This window comes from Mesorhizobium sp. B2-4-14 (assembly GCF_006442155.1).
In the GTDB taxonomy this organism is placed as follows: domain Bacteria; phylum Pseudomonadota; class Alphaproteobacteria; order Rhizobiales; family Rhizobiaceae; genus Mesorhizobium.
The window spans coordinates 1-19,787 of sequence record NZ_VFVA01000023.1; the positions used below are offsets into that span (position 1 = coordinate 1).

20 protein-coding genes are annotated in these 19,787 nt (G+C 63.5%); 4 read left to right on the forward strand and 16 right to left on the reverse strand.

Annotation, left to right across the window (positions count from 1 at the left end):
* The 4 genes from FJ938_RS19490 to FJ938_RS19505 form a co-directional block, all read right to left on the reverse strand.
* Window positions 1-409: ABC transporter ATP-binding protein (locus tag FJ938_RS19490; protein WP_140696417.1), on the reverse strand; the 409-nt coding region annotated here is incomplete at its 3' end.
* 4 nt (window positions 410-413) lie between these two features.
* The gene (locus tag FJ938_RS19495; protein WP_140696420.1) at window positions 414-1,280 is read right to left on the reverse strand and encodes a carbohydrate ABC transporter permease; all 867 of its coding nucleotides are present in this window, start codon (window positions 1,278-1,280) and stop codon (window positions 414-416) included.
* 17 nt (window positions 1,281-1,297) lie between these two features.
* Entirely contained in the window at window positions 1,298-2,194 is an 897-nt protein-coding gene (locus tag FJ938_RS19500; RefSeq protein WP_140696423.1) for a sugar ABC transporter permease, read from the reverse strand.
* Window positions 2,195-2,326: 132 nt separating this feature from the next.
* Window positions 2,327-3,646 (reverse strand): sugar ABC transporter substrate-binding protein, encoded by a 1,320-nt coding sequence (locus tag FJ938_RS19505; RefSeq protein WP_140696426.1) that lies wholly within the window; start codon window positions 3,644-3,646, stop codon window positions 2,327-2,329.
* Window positions 3,647-3,814: 168 nt separating this feature from the next.
* On the opposite strand from FJ938_RS19505, the gene FJ938_RS19510 reads away from it, so the two are divergent.
* Both FJ938_RS19510 and FJ938_RS19515 read left to right on the forward strand, forming a co-directional pair.
* A complete protein-coding gene (locus FJ938_RS19510; protein ID WP_140696429.1) occupies window positions 3,815-4,600 on the forward strand; it encodes an IclR family transcriptional regulator in 786 nt (261 codons plus the stop codon).
* A gap of 66 nt (window positions 4,601-4,666) precedes the next feature.
* Complete coding sequence (locus FJ938_RS19515) at window positions 4,667-5,506, forward strand: amidohydrolase (RefSeq protein ID WP_140696431.1); 840 nt, start codon at window positions 4,667-4,669, stop codon at window positions 5,504-5,506.
* A gap of 6 nt (window positions 5,507-5,512) precedes the next feature.
* Here FJ938_RS19515 and FJ938_RS19520 read toward each other — a convergent pair whose 3' ends face one another.
* The 8 genes from FJ938_RS19520 to FJ938_RS19555 all read right to left on the reverse strand — a co-directional run bounded on the left by FJ938_RS19520 (window position 5,513) and on the right by FJ938_RS19555 (window position 13,077).
* Window positions 5,513-6,481 (reverse strand): ABC transporter permease, encoded by a 969-nt coding sequence (locus FJ938_RS19520; RefSeq protein ID WP_140696434.1) that lies wholly within the window; start codon window positions 6,479-6,481, stop codon window positions 5,513-5,515.
* Between the two features lies 1 nt (window position 6,482).
* Window positions 6,483-7,427 (reverse strand): ABC transporter permease, encoded by a 945-nt coding sequence (locus tag FJ938_RS19525; protein ID WP_140696437.1) that lies wholly within the window; start codon window positions 7,425-7,427, stop codon window positions 6,483-6,485.
* Window positions 7,424-8,182, reverse strand: a complete 759-nt coding sequence (locus tag FJ938_RS19530; protein ID WP_140696440.1) for an ATP-binding cassette domain-containing protein — start codon at window positions 8,180-8,182, stop codon at window positions 7,424-7,426. Before FJ938_RS19530 ends, FJ938_RS19525 begins: the two co-directional genes overlap by 4 nt.
* Entirely contained in the window at window positions 8,175-8,912 is a 738-nt protein-coding gene (locus FJ938_RS19535; RefSeq protein ID WP_140696443.1) for an ATP-binding cassette domain-containing protein, read from the reverse strand. Before FJ938_RS19535 ends, FJ938_RS19530 begins: the two co-directional genes overlap by 8 nt.
* Before the next feature lie 71 nt (window positions 8,913-8,983).
* Complete coding sequence (locus FJ938_RS19540; protein WP_140696446.1) at window positions 8,984-10,171, reverse strand: ABC transporter substrate-binding protein; 1,188 nt, start codon at window positions 10,169-10,171, stop codon at window positions 8,984-8,986.
* 25 nt (window positions 10,172-10,196) lie between these two features.
* Window positions 10,197-11,342, reverse strand: a complete 1,146-nt coding sequence (locus tag FJ938_RS19545) for an ABC transporter substrate-binding protein (protein WP_181169144.1) — start codon at window positions 11,340-11,342, stop codon at window positions 10,197-10,199.
* 20 nt (window positions 11,343-11,362) lie between these two features.
* Complete coding sequence (locus FJ938_RS19550; RefSeq protein WP_140696452.1) at window positions 11,363-12,523, reverse strand: CaiB/BaiF CoA-transferase family protein; 1,161 nt, start codon at window positions 12,521-12,523, stop codon at window positions 11,363-11,365.
* 2 nt (window positions 12,524-12,525) lie between these two features.
* Window positions 12,526-13,077 carry a MaoC family dehydratase gene (locus FJ938_RS19555; protein WP_140696455.1) on the reverse strand — a complete coding sequence of 184 codons (552 nt, stop codon included), beginning with the start codon at window positions 13,075-13,077 and terminating at the stop codon, window positions 12,526-12,528.
* A 200-nt stretch (window positions 13,078-13,277) separates the two neighbouring features.
* Here FJ938_RS19555 and FJ938_RS19560 point away from each other — a divergent pair, with 200 nt between their 5' ends.
* Window positions 13,278-14,375 carry a lactonase family protein gene (locus FJ938_RS19560; protein ID WP_140696458.1) on the forward strand — a complete coding sequence of 366 codons (1,098 nt, stop codon included), beginning with the start codon at window positions 13,278-13,280 and terminating at the stop codon, window positions 14,373-14,375.
* 56 nt (window positions 14,376-14,431) lie between these two features.
* Here FJ938_RS19560 and FJ938_RS19565 read toward each other — a convergent pair whose 3' ends face one another.
* Window positions 14,432-15,421, reverse strand: coding sequence for a Tim44 domain-containing protein (locus FJ938_RS19565; RefSeq protein ID WP_140696461.1), 990 nt, complete (start codon window positions 15,419-15,421; stop codon window positions 14,432-14,434).
* 75 nt (window positions 15,422-15,496) lie between these two features.
* Window positions 15,497-15,796: a zf-TFIIB domain-containing protein gene (locus tag FJ938_RS19570; protein WP_181169145.1), complete on the reverse strand. Its 300-nt coding sequence runs from the start codon at window positions 15,794-15,796 to the stop codon at window positions 15,497-15,499.
* Between the two features lie 367 nt (window positions 15,797-16,163).
* On the opposite strand from FJ938_RS19570, the gene FJ938_RS19575 reads away from it, so the two are divergent.
* A complete protein-coding gene (locus FJ938_RS19575) occupies window positions 16,164-17,810 on the forward strand; it encodes an acetolactate synthase large subunit (RefSeq protein WP_140696464.1) in 1,647 nt (548 codons plus the stop codon).
* A gap of 65 nt (window positions 17,811-17,875) precedes the next feature.
* Here the strand turns inward: FJ938_RS19575 and FJ938_RS19580 are convergent, their stop codons facing one another.
* Both FJ938_RS19580 and FJ938_RS19585 read right to left on the reverse strand, forming a co-directional pair.
* The gene (locus FJ938_RS19580) at window positions 17,876-19,042 is read right to left on the reverse strand and encodes a substrate-binding protein (RefSeq protein ID WP_140607415.1); all 1,167 of its coding nucleotides are present in this window, start codon (window positions 19,040-19,042) and stop codon (window positions 17,876-17,878) included.
* 41 nt (window positions 19,043-19,083) lie between these two features.
* On the reverse strand, window positions 19,084-19,785 hold the full coding sequence (locus FJ938_RS19585; RefSeq protein ID WP_140607414.1) for an ABC transporter ATP-binding protein: 702 nt from the start codon (window positions 19,783-19,785) through the stop codon (window positions 19,084-19,086).
* Between the last annotated feature and the right edge of the window lie 2 nt (window positions 19,786-19,787).

Sequence of the window (19,787 nt, forward strand, 5' to 3'; positions counted from 1 at the left end):
CACCGGACAATTGCGACGGGCGGCGGTCGAGCAGCGTGTCGAGGCCGAGGATGGCAGAGGCCTCGGCGACGCGGCGATCCATCTCGTCCTTGGCGGCTCCCGCGATCTTGAGCGAGAAGCCGAGGTTCTCGCGCACCGTCATGTGCGGATAAAGCGCGTAGGACTGGAACACCATCGAGATGTTGCGCGAGCGCGGCGGCAAATCGTTGACGACGCGTCCGCCGATCTCGATAGAGCCGGCGCTGATCTCTTCCAGACCGGCGATCATGCGCAGCGTCGTCGACTTGCCGCAGCCGGAAGGGCCGACAAGCGCAATGAATTCGCGGTCGGTGATGTCGAGATCGATACCGTGCACAATCTCGATATTGCCGTAGCGCTTGGTCAGCTTTTTGAGGGAAACCGTTGCCATTCTGTCAGCCTTTCACCGCGCCGGACGTCAGGCCGCCGACAAGGTGTTTCTGGACGATGTAGGTGAGGGTGAGCGCCGGGATGATCATCACCACGGCGAGCGCGCACATACCGCGCCAATCGATGGTGAACTCGGCCGTGTAGTCGAGCAGGCCGACCGGCAGCGTCTTGGCGCTGACCGAGCGGGTCAGCTGCGAGGCCAGCGCGAATTCGTTCCAGCAGGTCAGGAAGGCGAAGATGGCCGCCGATGCGATGCCCGGCCCGGCCAGCGGGAATTCGACCTGCCAGAACGCCTGCCAGCGTGTGCAGCCGTCGATCTGCGCTGCCTCTGCGAGGTCCTTCGGTACCTGGCGGAAGAAGCCGTCGATCAGCCAGATCGTGAACGGCACGTTGAGCGCGACATAAGCGAGGATCAGCCCGAAATGCGTGTCGATGATGCCGAGCCGCACATAGAGGAAGAACAGCGGCAGCGACAGCGCGATCCCGGGCACGGTGCGGGTCAGCATCAGGCCGAGGAAGACGCTCGATTTGCCGCGGAAACGGTAGCGCGCGAAGGCATAGCCGCCGGCCATGCCGATGGCCACCGCGATGACCGTCGAGGTCACCGAGATGATCAGCGAGTTGCGGAAATATTCGATCACCGGAATGCCGCCCTTGCCGATGCCTGAGAACATCGCGATATAGGCGTCGAATGAAATCTCCTTAGGGATCCACACCGGCGGCTTGGCCATGATCTCGACTGTTGGCCTGAGCGACGACAGCACGATCCACAGGCCAGGCAGGCAGATGGTCAGCATCGCTAGGAACAGCCCGATGCGATAGACGATGCCCAGCAGCCGGCGCTTGAGGCGGGCGGAAGAATTCTCGTCCATTCTCACGACGCCGCCCTTCACCACTCGGCCCCGATCTGCGTGCGCGCCGCGGCGAGCTTGTTGAAGAAATAGACGGTGAAGGCGATCGACAGCAGGATCGAGAAATAGGCCATGGCGTTGGCCATACCCATGCGCCCGTCGCTATAGGCGGTGCGCGCCACCAATGTCCAAAGCAGCTCGGTGCGGCCCGCCGGTCCGCCATCGGTCATGATCTTGACGATGTCATAGGCGCGCGCCACGTCGAGCGAGCGGATGGTCATGGCGATATAGGCGAACGGCATGACGAACGGCCACGTCACATAGCGGAAGGTCTGCCACGGCGTGCAGCCGTCGACACGCGCCGCCTCGATCGGTTCCTTGGGCATGGCGAGCAGGCCGGCGAGGATCAGGATGGCGAAGATCGCCGTCGACGACCAGATCTCGGCGATCGAAATGGCGATGAAGGCGAGGTGCCCCTCGATCAGCCACGGTATGGCATCGCTGGTGACGCCGAGCGACTGCAGCGCATTGTTCACCAGGCCGATATTGTCGTTGAACATGAACTTGAACTGGAAGCCGACGAGGATCGGCGAGAACATCATCGGAAACATCATCAGTGTGCGCAGGATGCGTTGTCCGCGCGTCGCCTTCTCGACCAGCATGGCCAAGCCAAGCCCAAGCAGCATTTCGAGATTGAGCGCGATGGTCAGCAGCAGCACGGTGCGCCCGAAGGCCCACCAGAAATCCGCGCTGGACAGAATCGAAAGATAGTTTCGGAAGCCGACGAAAACGAAGAACGTCTCAGGCCGCGTCAGTCGGAAGGGCGTGAAGCTGGAATAGAGCGACAAAATCAGCGGCACCACGACGACCGCCGCCAGCACGATGATGGCTGGAAGCAGCAGCAGGAACGGCGCGGACGGCTTGAAGCCCTTCATCAGGATTCCGTGACATGTTGTTTTGATTGTCGGCGTACTCGTCGAACCAGCCGACGGAAGCACCACGCGGCGCACTCAAGACGCGATCGCCTCCCCCAGTGCTGATGGGGGAGGCAGCCTTGGGAGCAATGCTTAGAGTTTACCGGCGTCCTGCAGGATTTGCGTTGCCTTGACGGCGGCCTCGTCCAATGCCTGCTTGGAGGTCTTGTCGCCGAGGATCGCCGCCTGCAGTTCGGGATAGACGGCGTTCGAGATTTCGATCCACTCGGGCGTCTGCGGCACGGCGAAGGCGTGCTTGGCTTCTTCCTGGAAGGCGGAGAGAACCTCCTTTTTGTAGGGATCGTTGGCGGCCTGCTGCAGGTCCCAGTCCCAGACCGCGGTGCGGGTGGGCAGCGGGCCTGCCGCGGCCTCGAGCTTCTGGCTGTCCTCATTGGTCAGCCACCATACGAGCGATGCGGCGGCCTCCTTGTTCGGGCAGTTCTCGGTCACCGAGAAGCCATGGAAACCCGACCAGCCGGTGCGCTTGCCGGAAGAACCCTTCGGGGCAACTTTCACGCCGACATTGCCGGCGACCTTGGACGACTTCGGGTCGTTGAAGAAGCCGGCCCAGCCCGGCCAGTCCAGGTTGATGGCGACGGTGCCGGAGGCAAAGCCCTGGCCGAGATCGTCCCAGAGATAGTTGGTGGTTCCGGCCGGCACGGCCTTGGCCTTGTAGAGGTTGACGAACCAGTCGAGCGCCCGGACGCCGGCCTCGGAGTTGAAGACCGGCTTGCCGTCCTTGTCGAGATATTCGCCGCCCTCGGCGACCACCATTTCATAGAAGCGGCCGTTGATCGCCTCTTCCTTGCCGGCGAACTGCGTGCCGTAGAAATTGGGAGGGTTGGCGAAGAACTCGGCCTGGTCCGTCACTTCCTTCCAGGTATCCGGCGGCACCAGGTCATAGCCGTATTTCGCCTTGAACTTAGCCTTGTTGTCGGCGTTCTCGTAGAGGCTCTTCTGGTAGTAGAGAGCGGAGACGTCGAACTGCGCGCGCGGCAGCATCTCCAACTTGCCGCCAATGGTCGCCGCCTTGATCGTCGAAGGCACGAAGGCGTCGATCTCCGACTTCGGCAGCAACTTGCTGAGGTCGGTGTAGAGGCCCGTATATTGCGGCGCGAAGGACGAATGGTTCCAGCCGACGCACCAGTTGGTGCTGCCCGAGGCGATGTCGGATTTGAGCTCCTTGTCAATGTCGAAGCCGTTCTTCTTGGTCAGGATGTTGACCTTGGCGCCGGTGGCCTTCTCCCATTCGGGAATGCGCTCATAGAGCTTTTCATATTGCTGGCCGCCGATCAGCTTTACGTCGACGGTCACGCCTTCGAACTTGCCGGGCAGGTCGCCGGCAAGCGCAGTGCCTGCACCTGACGCAAGCACCAATGCACCGGCGCACACGCCGGAAAGCAGTCTGTTCATTTGGTTCCTCCCTGGGTGCGCCTTGGTGGCGACCGCAACTTATTCGCGTGACAACAAGTGCTACATTCATATACAAACAAAACATTCATACATACGTCAAGGCGAATTTTGTTTCCGACACCCACGCGCCTGCGTATATGAAGAATCGAATTCACTGGAGGGATGCCCATGGACGACAGCGAAGACGAGCGCTACCGCGCGCCGGCGCTCGACAAGGGACTCGACATTCTGGAACTGTTGGCTGGTGTCGACGGCGGCCTCACCCAGGCCGAAATCGCCAAGAAACTCGACCGCAGCCCCAATGAGTTCTACCGCATGCTCGACCGGCTGGTGCGGCGCGGCTATGTCACAAGGCTTGACGGGGATCGCTATTCCCTGACCCTGAAACTGTTCGGCCTGGCGCAGTTGCACGCGCCGGTGCGGCGGCTGGTCTCCTACGCCACACCGCTGATGCGCGAGCTGGCCGAGACCTCGCAGCAGGCCAACCAACTCGTTGTTTTTGATCGAGGTTCCGCTGTCGTTATCGCTCAGCAGGAGGCGCCGAACTACTGGGGCATCTCGATCCGGGTCGGCTCTCATATCAGCCTTTTCGACACGGGTTCCGGCCACGTGCTGCTTGCCTTCCGCTCACCTGAGGAGCGGCAGATGATGATTTCCGAGCATGTCCGCAGCACCGACAAGACCTTGCAATCGGCCGAATTCTACGCCCGCCTCGACCAGATCCACGATCGCGGCTATGAGATGATGGCCTCGATGCAAACCGCCGGGGTCTATAATCTCTCAGCACCGGTGCGCGGTTCCGACGGCAAGGCGATTGCGGCGCTGTCGATTCCCTACATCAGCGTGATCAACACGCCTTCGGCACCGGATATGACCAGGACCATCGAGCTTTTGCTGGCCACGACCGGGAAGCTGTCGCACTTGGCTGGATCGGCTGTCGGCGCGGCGGCATGAATTCTTATTTGAATGAAGAATTCCTCCGTGAGATGATTTGAAAATGCTGGAGGGAGGAGCCTCACCATGATCATCGACACCCATCTGCATCTCATCGATCGCTCGGCCTTGCGCTATCCCTGGCTTGCCGGTGTGCCGGCGCTTAACCGTGATTTCTCCTATGACGAGTACGCCGCGGAGGCGCGGCGGGTCGGTGTCGAACGCGTGCTGCATATGGAGGTCGATGTCGATGCGGCCGACATCGAGGCGGAGACGACCAGGGTCGAAGGGCTGTCGCGGCAGCCGGGCAGCATGCTGGCCGGCGCGATTGCGTCCTGCCGGCCGGAAGAGCCTGGCTTTGCCGCCTATCTCGAGCGGCAGCGGACAAATCCCTTCGTCAAGGGCTTCCGTCGCGTCCTCCACGTCGTGCCCGATGACTTGTCGGAAGCTGCGCTGTTTCGCGACAACATCAAGCGGCTTGGCGGCACGGACCTGACTTTCGACCTCGTGGTCCTGCCGCACCAGATTCCCAAGGCGATCGCGCTGGCCGATTTGGCGCCCGACGTGCAGTTCGTGCTCGACCATTGCGGCGTCCCTGACATCAAGGGCGGGGGCGAACACCCCTGGCGCGAGCACATGGGCGAGATCGCGCGCCGGCCGAATGTCATGGCCAAGATTTCTGGCGTGGTCGCTTACGCCGATCCCGGCAGTTGGACCGTCGACACCCTGCGGCCCTATGTCGAACTCACGGTTCGTTCGTTTGGCTGGGACCGCGTCGTCTGGGGCAGCGACTGGCCGGTCTGCACGCTTGGTGGCGGCCTCTCGACCTGGGTGGCCGCGACACATGCGCTGCTTTCCGGCTGCGGCGTGGCGGAGCGCGAGGGATTGCTGTCCGGGAATGCCCGCAAGCTGTGGCGGTTGGAATAGTCGCGTTCAGATGGTCGTCCAGACGTGCCGTTCACGGCCGTAGAGCGAGACCAGCAGCACGATGATAAGGCCGAGCGCAGCCTGCACCGCCGAGGGTTGGAAGCCGAGCCCGATCAGCAGCGTGTTGATTTCGGTCAGCACCAGCACGCCGGCGATCGTGCCGAGATAGCTGCCACGCCCGCCGACCAGCGCGGCACCGCCGACGACCACGGCCGCGATGGTCTGGAACAGGTAGGGTTGGCCGACATCGCCATAGGCCGAACCGGTGAAGCCGAGCAGCAGCACGCCCGCGACGGCGGCGAAGAAGGCGCTCGCCGCATAGGTGATCACCCACATGCGGACGGGATCGATCAGCGCCAGCGGCGCCGCGCCCGGATTGCTGCCCAGCGCATAGAGCCGCCGTCCATAAGGCGTCCGTTCCAGCACCAGCACGACGAATGCCGCCAGCACGGCGAGACTAGGCACCAGCCACGGAACGGGCAAGGGGCCGGCCGATCCGCCGATCGATACGAAGCTGGAAACTACCAGTGGCGCGGAGCCTGACGGGAAGCCGGCGGTCCACAACAGCACCAGCCCCTGCACGATCATGCCGATGCCGAGGGTGACGATAAGCGGCTGGATGTCCAAACTGCGCGAGATCAGGCCGTTCAGTCCGCCGATGACGAGCGCCAGCACCCCGACGAGGCCGCAGACGAGAAAGAAGTTCCAACCGTCGCCGTAGAGCTGCGCCGCGACGACATTGGCGAAGCCGATGACGAAGGGGATCGAAAGATCGATGCCGCCCATGATGACGACCAGCGTCTGCCCGATCGAGGCGACAGCCAGCAGCGACGCCAGCACCAGCATGGCGCGTACCGCGAACGGGGCCGAATAGCCCGGGATAAGAATGGTGCCGGCAAGGTGCAGAAGCGCCGCGACACAGAAGGCGCCGATGACGCGGGCATTGGTTGTCGCGAACAGGTTCCGGCCGGCCATTTCAGCGTGCCCTCATGGCTAAACGTTCCTGCAGCGCGGTCAGCATCACCGCCAACACCAGTATGGCGCCATAGGCGATCTGCAGCACGAAGGTGGAGACGTTGAATGTCGTCAGCACGCTCTGCAGCAGGAAGATATCGATGGCGCCGATGGCGGCACCGGCCACGCCGCCACGTCCGCCGGCGAGGCTGACGCCGCCAAGCGCCACGGCGGCGATGGCGATCAGCGTGTAGGTCGGCCCGATATTGGGATCCGCGGAGCCGATCAGCGCGGTCAGCATCAGCCCGGCACAGCCGCCGAGGATGCCTGATATGACATAGGCGATGAAGCGCACCCGCGTGACATCGACGCCGGCGGTGTAGGCGGCGCGGTCGTCGCTGCCGACCGCCATAAGCTGATCGTAATAGGGAGTGCGCCGCACCAGCCCCCAGCCGATGAACATCAATAGAAGAGGCAGCAGCGACCACGGCCCGGCCAGCGCCTTGAGCCATGCAGGCGCCGGGCCGATCGGCGCCGGCAGGATCGTCAGCGTAATGCCGGTGAGGATCAGATAGGTGCCGAGCGTGGCCACGATCGGCTGGATGCGCACCACCGTCGCCAGGAAACCGTTGGCCGCGCCGACCAGCGCGCCAATGAGCAGGGCCGCCGGCACAAGCAGCAGGGGCGACGAGATGCCGGCCTTGAGGAAAAGCACCTGGATCACGACAGCATTGACGAAACCCATCAGCGGCCCGACCGAAATGTCGATGCCGCCACGGCCGGCGAGGATCACCGGCGTCGAGGCGATTGCCGCGCCGACGAGAGGCGCGGCCAGTCCGACCAGCGCGCCCCAGGACCCCGGCTGGAATCGGGCCGGGCTGAGGATGAGATTGACCGCAAGCAGGATGACCAGCAGCACGACAGCGAAGCCGACGCTTCGCGAAAGGGACGAAAGGCGCGGGTTCATGCCGCGCGTCCGAACATGGCTGTTATCACGTTATCGGTATTCATGGCTTCACCCGAGATTTCCGCGGCAACCTCGTTTTCCCTGAACACCAGCACGCGACGACAAAGCAGAAGAATCTCCTCGATCTCGCTGGACAGGATAACGAGCCCCATGCCGTCGGCCGTCAGCCCGCGAAAGACGTCGTAGAGAACATGCCGCGTCGCCACGTCGACGCCGCGCGTGGGATCGTTGAGAAGCAGGATTGACGGCTCCAGCGCCAACGCCCGCGCCAGCAGTACTTTCTGCTGGTTGCCGCCCGACAACGTGGTGATCGGCGCATCGGGTCGGGGTGCCGAAATGGACAGCCTTTCGCGATAGATGTCATAGCGCGCCTTGCGCGCCGCTGGGCTGATCAGGCCGAGGCGTGTATCGCGCCCCAAGGTCGATACGGCGAAATTGTCGAGCACCGACTGCGTGGGAAAAATGCCGTTTGCGCGCCGGTCGCGCGGCAGATAGGCGATGCCGCTGGCAACGGCTCTGCGGAACCCGATGATCTTGTGCGACGCGCCGGGCAGGGCCAACTCGATCGAGCCGCCGAGCGGCGGCGTCAGGCCCGCGAGCATCTTGAGGAACACTTCCTGGCCGTGACCATCGAGGCCGGCAAGACCGACGATCTCGCCGGGAGCGATCAATTGCGTGATCGGGTTGGCTTCAGCCGCAATGACGAGGTCGCGGATGGCGAGCCCGCGAAAATCTGAGGCGGCGCGATCAGCCATGCGCCAGCTCCGCTGCCGTGCGCGGTGCCATGGCCTTCAACAGTTCAGCGGGCGTCGAAGCGCCGCGCTCCTCGGTGCGCACCACGGTGCCTCCGCGAAGGATCGAGATGCGATCCGAAAGCGACATCACCTCGTCCATGCGGTGCGTAATGAACAGGATGAGGCAGCCTTCACCGGCCAAGGTACGCATCAGCGAGAAAACGGATTCACGGTCGGCGAAGTCGAGCGCGGCGGTGACTTCGTCAAGGATCAGGATCTTGGGGTTGCGCACGACCGCACGGGCGAGAACGACGAGTTGCTGCGCGGCGAGCGGCAACAGGCCGGCTGGCTTGTCGAGAGGCACGTCGGTAATCGCGAAGCGCTTCAGCGCCGCTGCCGCCCTGTCGCGGCGCTCGTTGCGGGGCACTGTGCGCCGGAGCAGCCCATCGAGGCCGAGCAGGATGTTGTCGGTCACGGTGCGGTCTGGTGCGATCAGCACTTCCTGAAACACCGTGGCGAAATCTTGCGCCTGGAAGGCCGAAGGGTTGCTGCCCGAAAAAGGCTCGCCCTGCAGCAGGATCGTACCGCTGTCCGGCTGCACGATTCCGGACAAGAGCTTGACCATCGTGCTCTTGCCCGAGCCGTTCTCGCCCAGGATGGTGTGGATGGTCCCTGCCCGGAACGCGATCGAAGCGTCCGCGAGCGCGACCGTCTCGCCATAGCGTTTGGATATGTTCCTGATTTCAAGCATGCCGTGTTTCGAAGCTGGCAAGCCGGCTCCCCTGAAAGGAGCCGGCTCGTTGTGTTTGTCTGTCGCAGGCGTTACTTCGCGCAGGCGTCGGGCACCTTCGAATAATCCCAACCCTTGGTCGGTGCGGGGTTGGAGAAATAGGTGTCGAGCCATTCCTCCGGCATCGGGTCCTTCGGTGGGATCGGAAAGATGGAGACTGCATCCGGCGTCATGCAGTCCTTGTACCAGGCGCCGAGGTCGGCGTTGTGGACCGGCGGGATCGGGATCAGCAGCGTGTTCAGCTTCGGCTTCTGGCCGTCCAGCATGCGCTCGCCGACCCGGAACAGCGTCTCCGCGGTCCAGTGCGGCAGCACGGCATGGCCTTCGAATCGATACTTGTCCGGATTGGCTTTCCAGTAGCCCAAAGCGTCACCCGTGATCGAACCGGTGATCAGCGGCGCCGGCCGGCCAGCCTCGGCGAAGGCCTCTGCGACGACGCGGCTTTCGCTGCCGGTCGTCCACACCGCGTCGATCGGCGCCGGATTGGTGGCGATCGCCTGCAGCACGACCGTCTTGGTGACGTTGGCCGTCCAGTTTCCGTTGACGGTACGCGAGATCTTCAGCTTCGGATTTTCCGCCAGCGCCTTGTCCGCGCCCTGGCGCTCCTGCACCACGATCGGGTGGCCGGCAATGCCTTCGACCAGCAGGATGCTGGCGCCATCCGGCTCGGCCTTGCCGATCGCCATCATCATGTCATAGCCCCAGCGCGCATAGTTGGAATCGACATTGATCGCGTTCGGGCTGGTCACCGAACCAGCAGCCGTGATGAACGGGATGCCGGCCTTGGCTGCCGCGTCGATCGCATCGTCGAGCGCCGTCGCCGAGCCCGGGATCGAGGTGATGATCGAGCACTTCTTGTCGATGAAGGCGCGGATCTGATTGATCTGCTGGCTGGCATCGTTGTTGGAATCCGAGACTTCGAAGCTGGATACGGTGCCGTCGGCAATCAGCCCATCGACGAGGCGTTTCAGCTCCTTGGTGACCGTCACCCGCCACGGATTGCCCTGGTAGGATTCCGAGTGGCACCATTTCCAGGGCTTCGGCGGCGGGGTGAAGTTGTCCCAGGCCGAGGGCAGCACCTTCTGCGGCGCGCCGTCATACTGCGCCTTGAGTTCGGTCGGCAGTCCGCCGATGACGCCCTGGACATCCTCGGCAAAGGCGGTCGTCGCAAGTGAGGCGAGAGCGGTTGCGGCCAGCAGGCCGCGGATCGTGTTTTTCATTATTGTCTCCTCCGTTCGGTTTGGTTCAGGCTCCTCCACCGGCAGCGCCGGACACCTGCACTGGGTTACTTTCCCGGAACAGGCGATTGAGATCGGCGACGACCTGGCCGGCGGGGTGGCCTGAAGTCATGCCGGAATTGACGCGATCGGACGCCGCTTGCTGGAACGTCATGTAACCGTCATGGCGCGGCCGCACCCAAGCGCCTTCGAGCGTGGCGCGCGTATCCCTGTAGAAATTGCCGGCCGCCGCATTGACCATCCGGTCCTCCCAGGCGGCGGCATGGCCCGGCTGACCGCCAGCGGCAGCATAGGGACCGCGTTGGACGTCGCCGCTGGCGATCCAGTAGGCGAAATCGATCGCGGCCTCCTTCGCCTTTGAGAAGGCCGATACAGCGATCCCGGTGCCGCCAAGCGCCGAACCGACCGGGCCAGCGTTCCCGATGACCGGGATGTCGGCAAAGGCCAGCCGATTTGGGCGAAACCCGGCCATCGCATAGGAGACATAACCATAGATCAGCGGCACGCAGACGATGCGGGAGCCGGCCTCAGCCATGCGTTCGGAGACGGCAATCGGATCCATCTCGAAGCAGGCAGGATCGAGCACCGCGGCAATCTCGCGCATCCTCTCGAAGACTTCGCTGCCCGTCTCGACATCGATCAGATCGCGCGACGGATCGGTCGCGCAGGGATGCCCGAGATTGCCGGCCAGCGTGTAGAAGGTCATCAGACAATGCGGCGGCCGCAGCGGCAGCAGCACACGGCCTTGCCGGGCAAGATCGAGCACCTCGCTCCACGTCGCTGCCGGCGCATCGAGCGCATCCGGCCGCCAGGCCTGGACTTGGGTGGCCGCATCGATGGGAAAGGCCCATTGCCGGCCTTGCCAGGCGTAGCTTGGATAGGACTGGCCGACACTGCCTGCGGCAAGTGCTGCGCGCTCGGTCTCGCGCTCCACGACATCCAGCGGCTCGAGGCAGCGCTCGGCCGTGATCTGCCCGACATGCGGATGGTCGATGACGATCAGGTCGTAGGCGCGCGCCAGCTCCTCGACGGGGAAGGATTCGAAATCCTGCAGCGAGCGCTTGTCCCATTCGATCGTGACGCCGGTCTTCTCTTTCCAGAGCAACGAGCAGGCGACCATCGGATCGTAGCCGCGCGGATGGCTCCAGGTCATGCCCTTGAGCGTCTGGGAACTCACAGGCCGAACTCCTCGCGAATCCCTGCGCTGTGCTCACCGATGCGTGGCGCTGCACGGTCGACCTTGGCCCTGATGCCATCGACCCTCAGCGGCGAACGGGTGGTGAGGATGGAAACATCGTCCTCGCGCGTCACCGTCTGCAGCATGTCGAGAGATTGAAAACCCTCGCTCGCCAGCATTTCCGGCCAGGTCAGCACCTTGGCGCACCAGATGTCGGCCGGCTCCAGAATGGCAAGCCATTCGTCGATTGTTTTGGTGGCGATCCTCTGCGCGATGATCGCCTTGATGTCGTCGCGGGCCGTAAACCAGGATGCCGGCTTGTCGCGATATGGCGCCAGTTCGTTCAGCGACAGCAGATCGGCCAATTTGGGGATCGGTGTCATGGCGATGGCGAGATAACCATCCTTGGCCGGATAGACGCCGTATGGCGCCGAGAGATAGGCGTGCGCGCTGCGGAAGCTCGAGCGCCTGGGCAAGCGGCGGCCGTCATTGAGATGCGTGGTCAGCACCTCGAACTGGAAGTCGACCAATGCTTCCAGAAGGCTGGTCTCGATATGGCTGCCCTGGCCGGTGATGCCGCGCCGCACCAGTGCGGCCAGGATGCCTTGCGCGCAGGCCGCGCCCGCCAGCATGTCGCCGATGGCGAGCCCGAACGGCACCGGCCCCTGGTCCTCGTCGCCGTTCAGCCACATGACGCCGGAGCGCGACTGCGCCAGCAGGTCCTGGCCGGGGCGTTTCACCCATGGGCCTTCCTCGCCATAGCCGCTGATCGAGGCATAGACGAGCCGCGGGTTGATCTTGCGCACGGCCTCGTAGTCGAGGCCGAGGCGCTCGATGACCCCAGGCCGGAAATTCTGGATCAGCACATCCGCCTTGGCCAGCAATCCGCGCAACACCTTGAGGTCAGCTTCGTTCTTTAGATCGATGGCGAGGCTTTCCTTGGCCCGGTTGATGGCATGGAAGATGGTGGAATCGCCGCCGATCTCCGTGTCGCTGAGATAGAGCCGGCGCGACAGGTCACCGCCGTCAGGACGCTCGATCTTGATGACACGGGCGCCGAGGTCGAGCAGCCTGAGCGAGCAGTACGGCCCGGACAGGAATTGGCTCATATCGACGATCACGAGGCCGGCAAGCGGCAATTCGGCTGCTGCCGGCATCGTTATTTCTCCGTCTTGCCGGCGAAATCGGCCGGGTTGCGGTACTTCACCGTTTGCAGGTGCTCGCAGTAGAGAACGAGTTCGCCTTCGCCCTTGAACACTTCGTAGCTGGCGCGGATCAGCCCCATCTCCTTGTAGCGGGGCTTCTTGTCGAGATTGGAGCGGATCGAATAGATCGTGTCGCCGATGAAGACAGGCTTGATGAACCGCAGCTTGTCGTAGCCATAGGAAAAAGCGTTGACGCAGTTGGTCGCGACCAGCCCCAGCCCCGCCGAAAAGACGAAGGCGCCGGCGATCAGCCGCTTGCCGAATACGCCTTCGCTCTCGGCAAACATCTGGTCCTGCACGTAGGGGTGGATGTCGAGAACCAGCGTATTGAAAAGGTGGCTGTCGCCTTCCGCCATCGTGCGCCGCAATGAGCGGATCTTCTGGCCGACCGGCCAGTCCTCGTAGAACCAGTTCTCCGCGTTCCATACCGGCAAGACGGCGTGCTCTTGAGGCATGTTTTTGGGATATGTCGAAGCGACGCCGACAGTGGGGGCGAAATCATTCATGGGTGATGGCTCCGGCGCTCTCGCAGGAGGCTTCGAGCAATCGTTGAACACGCCTCAAAGCGTCTGAATGCACGACGTCTCCTCCCGGCAATCTTCTTTTGTAAATAGTATTTTCACATATGGGGTTGCGTTGCAAGCGAGGACAGGCGAAATTTTGGGCGCTGGCGCGCTGAAGCGCCGGCGGGCAGGGGAGGAAAATCATGAGCAACGCGCGGCTGGTCTTTGTCGGTAGCCTGAACCGCGAGGCGCCCTATTTTCAGGGCGCGCGGGGCGTCGGCCTCGGCGTTTACAGCTTCGACGAGCAAACGCTGGAAATCCGGAAACTGGCCGAAACCAACGACGTCGACAACCCGACATTCCTGTCGGTCACCCCGGACGGTTCGCGCATCTACGTCAATTCGGAAGTGTTCACCTGGCGCGAGGGAACTGTCTCGGCCTACGGCTTCGATCGTGTGTCGAATATGCTGAGCTATCTCAACAAGCAGCCTTCGCTCGGCAGCATCACCGCCCACAACACCATCACCCGTGACGGCACCAAACTGCTCGTCGCCAACTACGGCTTGGGAGAGGGCGGTCCGGACCGCGCTGTTGTTGTCTATGGTTTCGAAAGGGATGGCGCGCTGTCCGCGCCGCTCGCCAGCGTGTCGCACAAAGGCACCGGGCCGAACGCTGCACGGCAGGAGCGCTCGCACGCTCACAGCGTCACCGAAACCATTGGCGGGGGGACGGCGATCGTCGCCGACCTCGGCATCGACAGGCTGGTGTCCTATCGGATCGGGCCAGATGGAAGCCTGACGAAGTCAGCCGAATCCGCTTTGCCGCCGGGCGCCGGCCCGCGCCACATTGCCCTGCACCCAAACGGGCGCTTCGTCTTTGTCATGAACGAGCTGGATTCGACCGTGGTGTCGATGGCGTTGGACCAAGCCAGCGGCAGGCTTACGGTCATCGACGCCAAGCCTGCAGTCCCGGCCGAGGTTCGCGACAGCAACCACTGCGCCGATATCCAGATCTCGCCGGATGGCCGTTTCGTCTACGGCTCCAATCGTGGCCATGACAGCATCGTCATCATGGCCGTCGACCAGAACACCGGCGCGTTGAGCCTCGTCGGCTATATCCCTTGCGGCGGTGCGACGCCGCGCAACCTCGCGCTGACGCCGTCAGGCGGCCACCTGTTTTCCGCCAACCAGAACGCGGACCGCATCTCGATCTTCGCCCGCGATGCCGACAGCGGCCTGCTGACCGACACCGGGCGGGCCATCGAGATCGGCACGCCGATGTGCGTCAAAATCGTCGCTTGAGCACCGGCAAAGCCGCCAATTTTCGTAGTCAAAGCAGCAGCCGAAGGTGATCCGGATCAAGCCTGCTGGATTGCCGAGAGCTTCCAGCTTGAGCCGTTCTGACGCGTGAACGTCCACAGTTCGGTCGTCTCTGTCGGATGGCCTTCGTCGCCCTCGACCACCTTGCCGCTGGCTCGATCGCGCATCACATCGCGCGACTCATAGCGTAGCGCGGCCGTGGCATAGTCGCGGTCGTCCTCGCGCCAGCTTTCGGCGATGTCGGCCTGCAGCAGGGTGACGTCGGACACGTCGTTCCTGAGGCCCTTCTGGGCATTTTCGGCCAATTCCTCCGACAGATAGGACACCATTTCGGGGGTCACCAATCGGCGCAACGCGGCATGGTCTTCACGCCCAAAGGCTTCCTGCACATCGGTCAACAGCTGCTGGAAGGCGTCGAGATCCGTCTGGGCCAGCGTGATCTCCTCGGAACCGGTGGCCGGGGAGCTTTCCCCTGAACCGCCGCCAAAACCGGGAATCGTGAAGGGACGTGCCGTGTCCGCACCATTTGCGCGGTTTTCAAACCGCGAAGCCTGGCCGTTGCCGGCTCCGGCTCCGGCTCCGGCGAGCGCGGGACCACGCGCGGATTGCGACCGGAAGAACCTGATCGCCAGCATGATCGCACCGCCGATGAGCAGGGCCTGAAGCAGGAAGCCGAACATGCCGGCCAGACCGCCGAAGCCTTGGCCGAGCAGCAGCCCGACCAGGCCGCCAATCAGCAGGCCGCGCATCATCGTTCCGCCGAAGCCGCTAAAGAAGCTGGGCCTCTGCAGCCCGGCTTGCGGCTGCCGGGCTGGACTGTTCACACCGGTGTTGGGCGTCATCGAACGTTCGATCGGCGCGGTCGGCGCCGGTGTGGTCCTGGTCGGCGGCGCCGATTGGAACGTACGCGTGCCGCGACTGCCGAAGCTGCCGCCGCGACGGGCTTCGGCATGATCGATCGCGACCATGGAGAATGCGAGGAACAAACCTGCAAAGAGAGCGGCAAATCGGTTTGTGCGGGAAATCATCGGGGCGGACCTTTGTCGATGCGGTTTCGGATGTTCTCGGCAAACACCGGCCCTGCAGGGGCCGGCGTCACACGGTCAATCGAACAGCTCTTCGAAGAATGACTTCTTTCGCTTCGGATAGCGGTGGCCATGCGAGCGGGAATAATCGTCATCGCGGCCTTGGCTATATTGCGGCTGAGCGAATTGTGCAGGCTGCGGCTGCGGTGCGGGCGCCGCGTCCTTGCTCGACCGCTCGACGATCTTGTCGAGCTCTCCGCGATTCAGCCAGACGCCGCGGCACTGCGGACAATAGTCGATCTCGATACCTTGGCGTTCGCTCATCACGAGCGCGACGCGGCAGGAGGGGCAAACCATACCAAGCAGGGAAGATGTCATCAGGGGCTCCAAACCTTTTTTAGAATGAGCCCGCTCGACCGAAACAATAGAAAGGGGCCCGTTATAGCGGTCCGACATCACGGCCGCTGAAAGCGGCAGTCAGAGGGGCCCGGCCCGCAACCGGGATTTAGGACTGGAGGGCCGGGCCTTCAAGGGCGTCGCAAGAATGATTTGTCCGCTATCGCGGATATGATCCTTCAAGCGCGGTCATTCGGCAGCCGCGCTGACGCCGGCGACGGCTTGAGCATCACCGCGATGTTGCCGGACAGTGCCGCCGATCCGCAGTCGAAGACACTCCCTTTAAGGTGTAGCGTTCCGGTGCCATAAGATGGCTGACGGAATATGCGCATCGCAGGAGAGACAGTTCATGACCAAAGGTTCGGATCTGTTCGTGGCGGCCCTCGAGAACGAAGGGGTCGAGCGGATTTTCGGCATTCCGGGCGAAGAGAATCTCGACATCGTCGAATCGATCCGCCGCTCGTCGATTCAGCTGATCCTGACCCGCCACGAGCAGGCGGCCGCCTTCATGGCCGCCACCTATGGCAGGCTCACCGGCAAGCCGGGCGTGTGCATCACCACGCTTGGTCCGGGCGCGCTCAATCTGACGAGCGGCTCCGCCTACGCGCTGCTCGGCGCGATGCCGGTGATCATGATCACCGGCCAGAAGGGCATCCTTTCATCCCGGCAGGCACGTTTCCAGATCGTCGACATCGTCGCGGCGATGAAGCCGCTGACCAAGCTGTCGCGCCAGATCGTCTCGCCGAAGATGATCCCCTCGCTGGTGCGCGAGGCCTTCCGCGTTGCCCAGGAAGAGCGCCCCGGCCCCGTGCATCTGGAACTGCCGGAAGATATCGCGGCGGCCGAGTGCGAGCCGGTCGCGCTGGTGCCGACGCATCCGGTCGACCTGCCTCTGGCCAGCCCGGACGCGCTCGATCGCGCCGCCCGCATGATCATGGAGGCCAAGCGTCCGCTGCTGATGTTCGGCGCGGCGGCGTCACGCCCGCGCGTGACCCCTGATATCGCCCAGTTCGTGCTGCGCACGCAAATTCCCTATTTCACCACGCAGATGGGCAAGGGCACCGTGCCAGGCGGTACCGAGCTCTACATGGGAACGGCGGCGCTTTCGGAACGCGATTATGTGCACGAGGCCATCGAACAGGCCGACCTGATCATCACCATCGGCCACGACACGGTCGAGAAACCGCCCTTCATCATGGGCGCCAACGGACCGAAGGTCATCCATGTCGGGTACCAATCGGCCGATGTCGAGCAGGTCTATTTTCCGCAAGCCGAGATCGTCGGCGATCTCGGCCCTTCGCTGGCGCTGCTGGCCGATCGTGTAGAAGGCAAGATCCCCAACGCCCAGGCCCTGCTGCCACTGCGGGAAGGCATTTTGAACCGCATCGCCGCGCGCGCCACCGAAGACCGCTTCACGCCGCAGCGCATCGTGCACGACGTGCGCGCGGTGATGCCTGCGGACGGGATCCTCGCCCTCGACAACGGCATGTACAAGATCTGGTTCGCGCGCAACTACCGCACGCGCATGGCCAACACACTGCTGCTCGACAATGCGCTAGCCACCATGGGTGCGGGCCTGCCGTCGGCGATGATGGCGGCGCTACTCTATCCCAACCGCCGCGTCATGGCGATCTGCGGCGATGGCGGCTTCATGATGAACAGCCAGGAACTGGAGACGGCGGTCAGGCTCAAGCTCAACCTCGTCGTGCTGCTGCTGGAAGACCATGCCTACGGCATGATCCGCTGGAAGCAGGCGGTCGATGAGTTCCCGGATTTCGGCATGACCTTCGGCAATCCCGACTTCGTCAGATACGCCGAGGCCTATGGCGCCAAGGGGACGAGGGTCGATGCTATCACCGACCTTCGGCCCGCGCTGGAGCAGGCATTCGCCGGCGGCGGCGTGCATCTCGTCGTCGTGCCTGTCGACTATTCCGAGAACATCAGGGTGCTCGTCGACGAGTTGCGCGAGCGGCTGCCGGCGCCGCGGTCGACCTGACAGTTGCCGATCAAAGACGGCTGCGCGGCGTGGACAAAGTCCCGATCGCCGCGCAGCCGGACGTCCTATAGCTTGCAGTAAGGCGTCACCGGGGCGATCGTGCCGAAATCCTTGACGATCTCGTAGCTGATACCGTCCGCCGCCGCCTTGCCAACATAGGAATGGCAGAGCGTGTGATTGTTGCTGGCATCGACGCGGATCTTGCCTTGCGGCGCATCGAACTCGATTGTCGGCAGTGCCTTGAGCACATCGTCGTCCTTCAGCGATCCGGCCTTTTCGGCGGCCAGCGCATAGAGATGCAGGCCGTTATAGCCGGCTTCGCCGATGCCGTTGACCATCTTCTCCTGACCGAATTTCTCGCGGAAGCTCGAGATGAACTTCTTGTTGACCGGGTTGTCGAGCGCCATCCAGTAGGGCTGCGGCGCATAGGTGCCGGCGGCGACGCCGGGCGGCAGCGCATCCTTGTTGAAGACCTCGTCGAGCGGCGCGATCAGCGGCTGCTTGATGTCGAAGCTGCGATATTGCTTGAGCTGGGTGACGGCGTCGTTGCCGACCACCATCGACCAGACGACATCGGGCTTCAGCGACTTGATCTTCTGGAAGGCGGGGCCAAAATCCGTGGTGCCGAACGGATAATAGTCGGCGCCGATGATCTTGCCGCCGGCCTTCTCGTAGGCAGCCGTGATCGCCTCGGTCATCTTCTGCGGCCAGGCATAGTCGGAGGCCATGATGTAGATGGTCTTGCCGAGATTCTCGGCGACCCACGGCATCATCGGGTCGACCTGCTGCATCGGGATTGGTCCGGTGGCCACGAAGTAGCGGTTGCACTCGCCACCTTCGAAATTGGTCGGGTAGAAGAACAGCTTCTTGGCCTTCGAGGTCACGGAAAGCGTTGCACTCCGCTCGGGCGAAATGATCGTGCCCATGATCACGTCGACCTTGTCTTCGTTGAGGAGCTTGCGCGCCTTGTCGATCGAGCCCTTGGTCGTGGTCTGGTTGTCCTCGATGAACAATTCGACCTGGCGGCCGCCAATGCCGTTGGCGGCATTGAGTTCGGCGGCGGCCAGCTTGTAGCAATTGAGCAGCGTCTCGCCGAGGATCGCCTGCAGCCCGGTGATCGGGATCGACAGACCGACCTTGACGGTGTCGGCGGCACGCAGGATCGATGGCGCGCCGATCATGGCGAAGGCGGCGGCGGCGCCTGATTTCAGGACAGTTCTTCTGCTTATCATTGTTGTGTTCCCTTCCAGTCCAGGCGCGCCCCATGCACGCCTTACAAAGCCAAGAGGTCTTTCAGCAGGGTCTCGTCGGCGAACACCTCAGGGGTGCCTTCGTGCACGATCCTGCCCTTCTCCATCACCAGGCAGCGGTCCGCCGCCTTGAGAACGAGATCGAGATTCTGTTCGACGAGGACAATCGCGATGCCGCGCTCGCGGGCGATGCGCGGCACCAGTTCGGCGATCGACTGCACGATGTTCGGCTGGATGCCTTCCGAGGGTTCGTCGAGCAGCAGCACCGACGGTAGGCCGCACAGCGCGCGGCCGATAGCGAGCATCTGCTGCTGGCCACCCGAAAGGGTGCCGGCGACCTGCGCCTCGCGTTCGCGCAGGATCGGAAAATAGCCGAAGATGTCGGCCGGAATGCCGCCGGCGCCGCGATCTCGGGCGGCGCGGGTGCCGACTTCCAGGTTCTGCCGCACGGTCAGCTGGTTGAAGATGCCACGGCCCTGCGGCACATGCGCGATGCCCGCGCGCGCCCGGCGGAAGGCAGCGGCATTCGTGAGATCCTTGTCGCCGAGAACCACCGCTCCGCCGCTTACCTTCAAGCCGCCGGCGATGACGCGCAGCAGCGTCGTCTTGCCGGCACCGTTGCGGCCAAGCAGGCCGACGACTTCGCCCGGCGCGACGCTGAGGTCGATCCCGTTCAGCACCGGAAGCAGGCCGTAGCCGGCCGAAACAGCAACTGTCCGCAGCATGG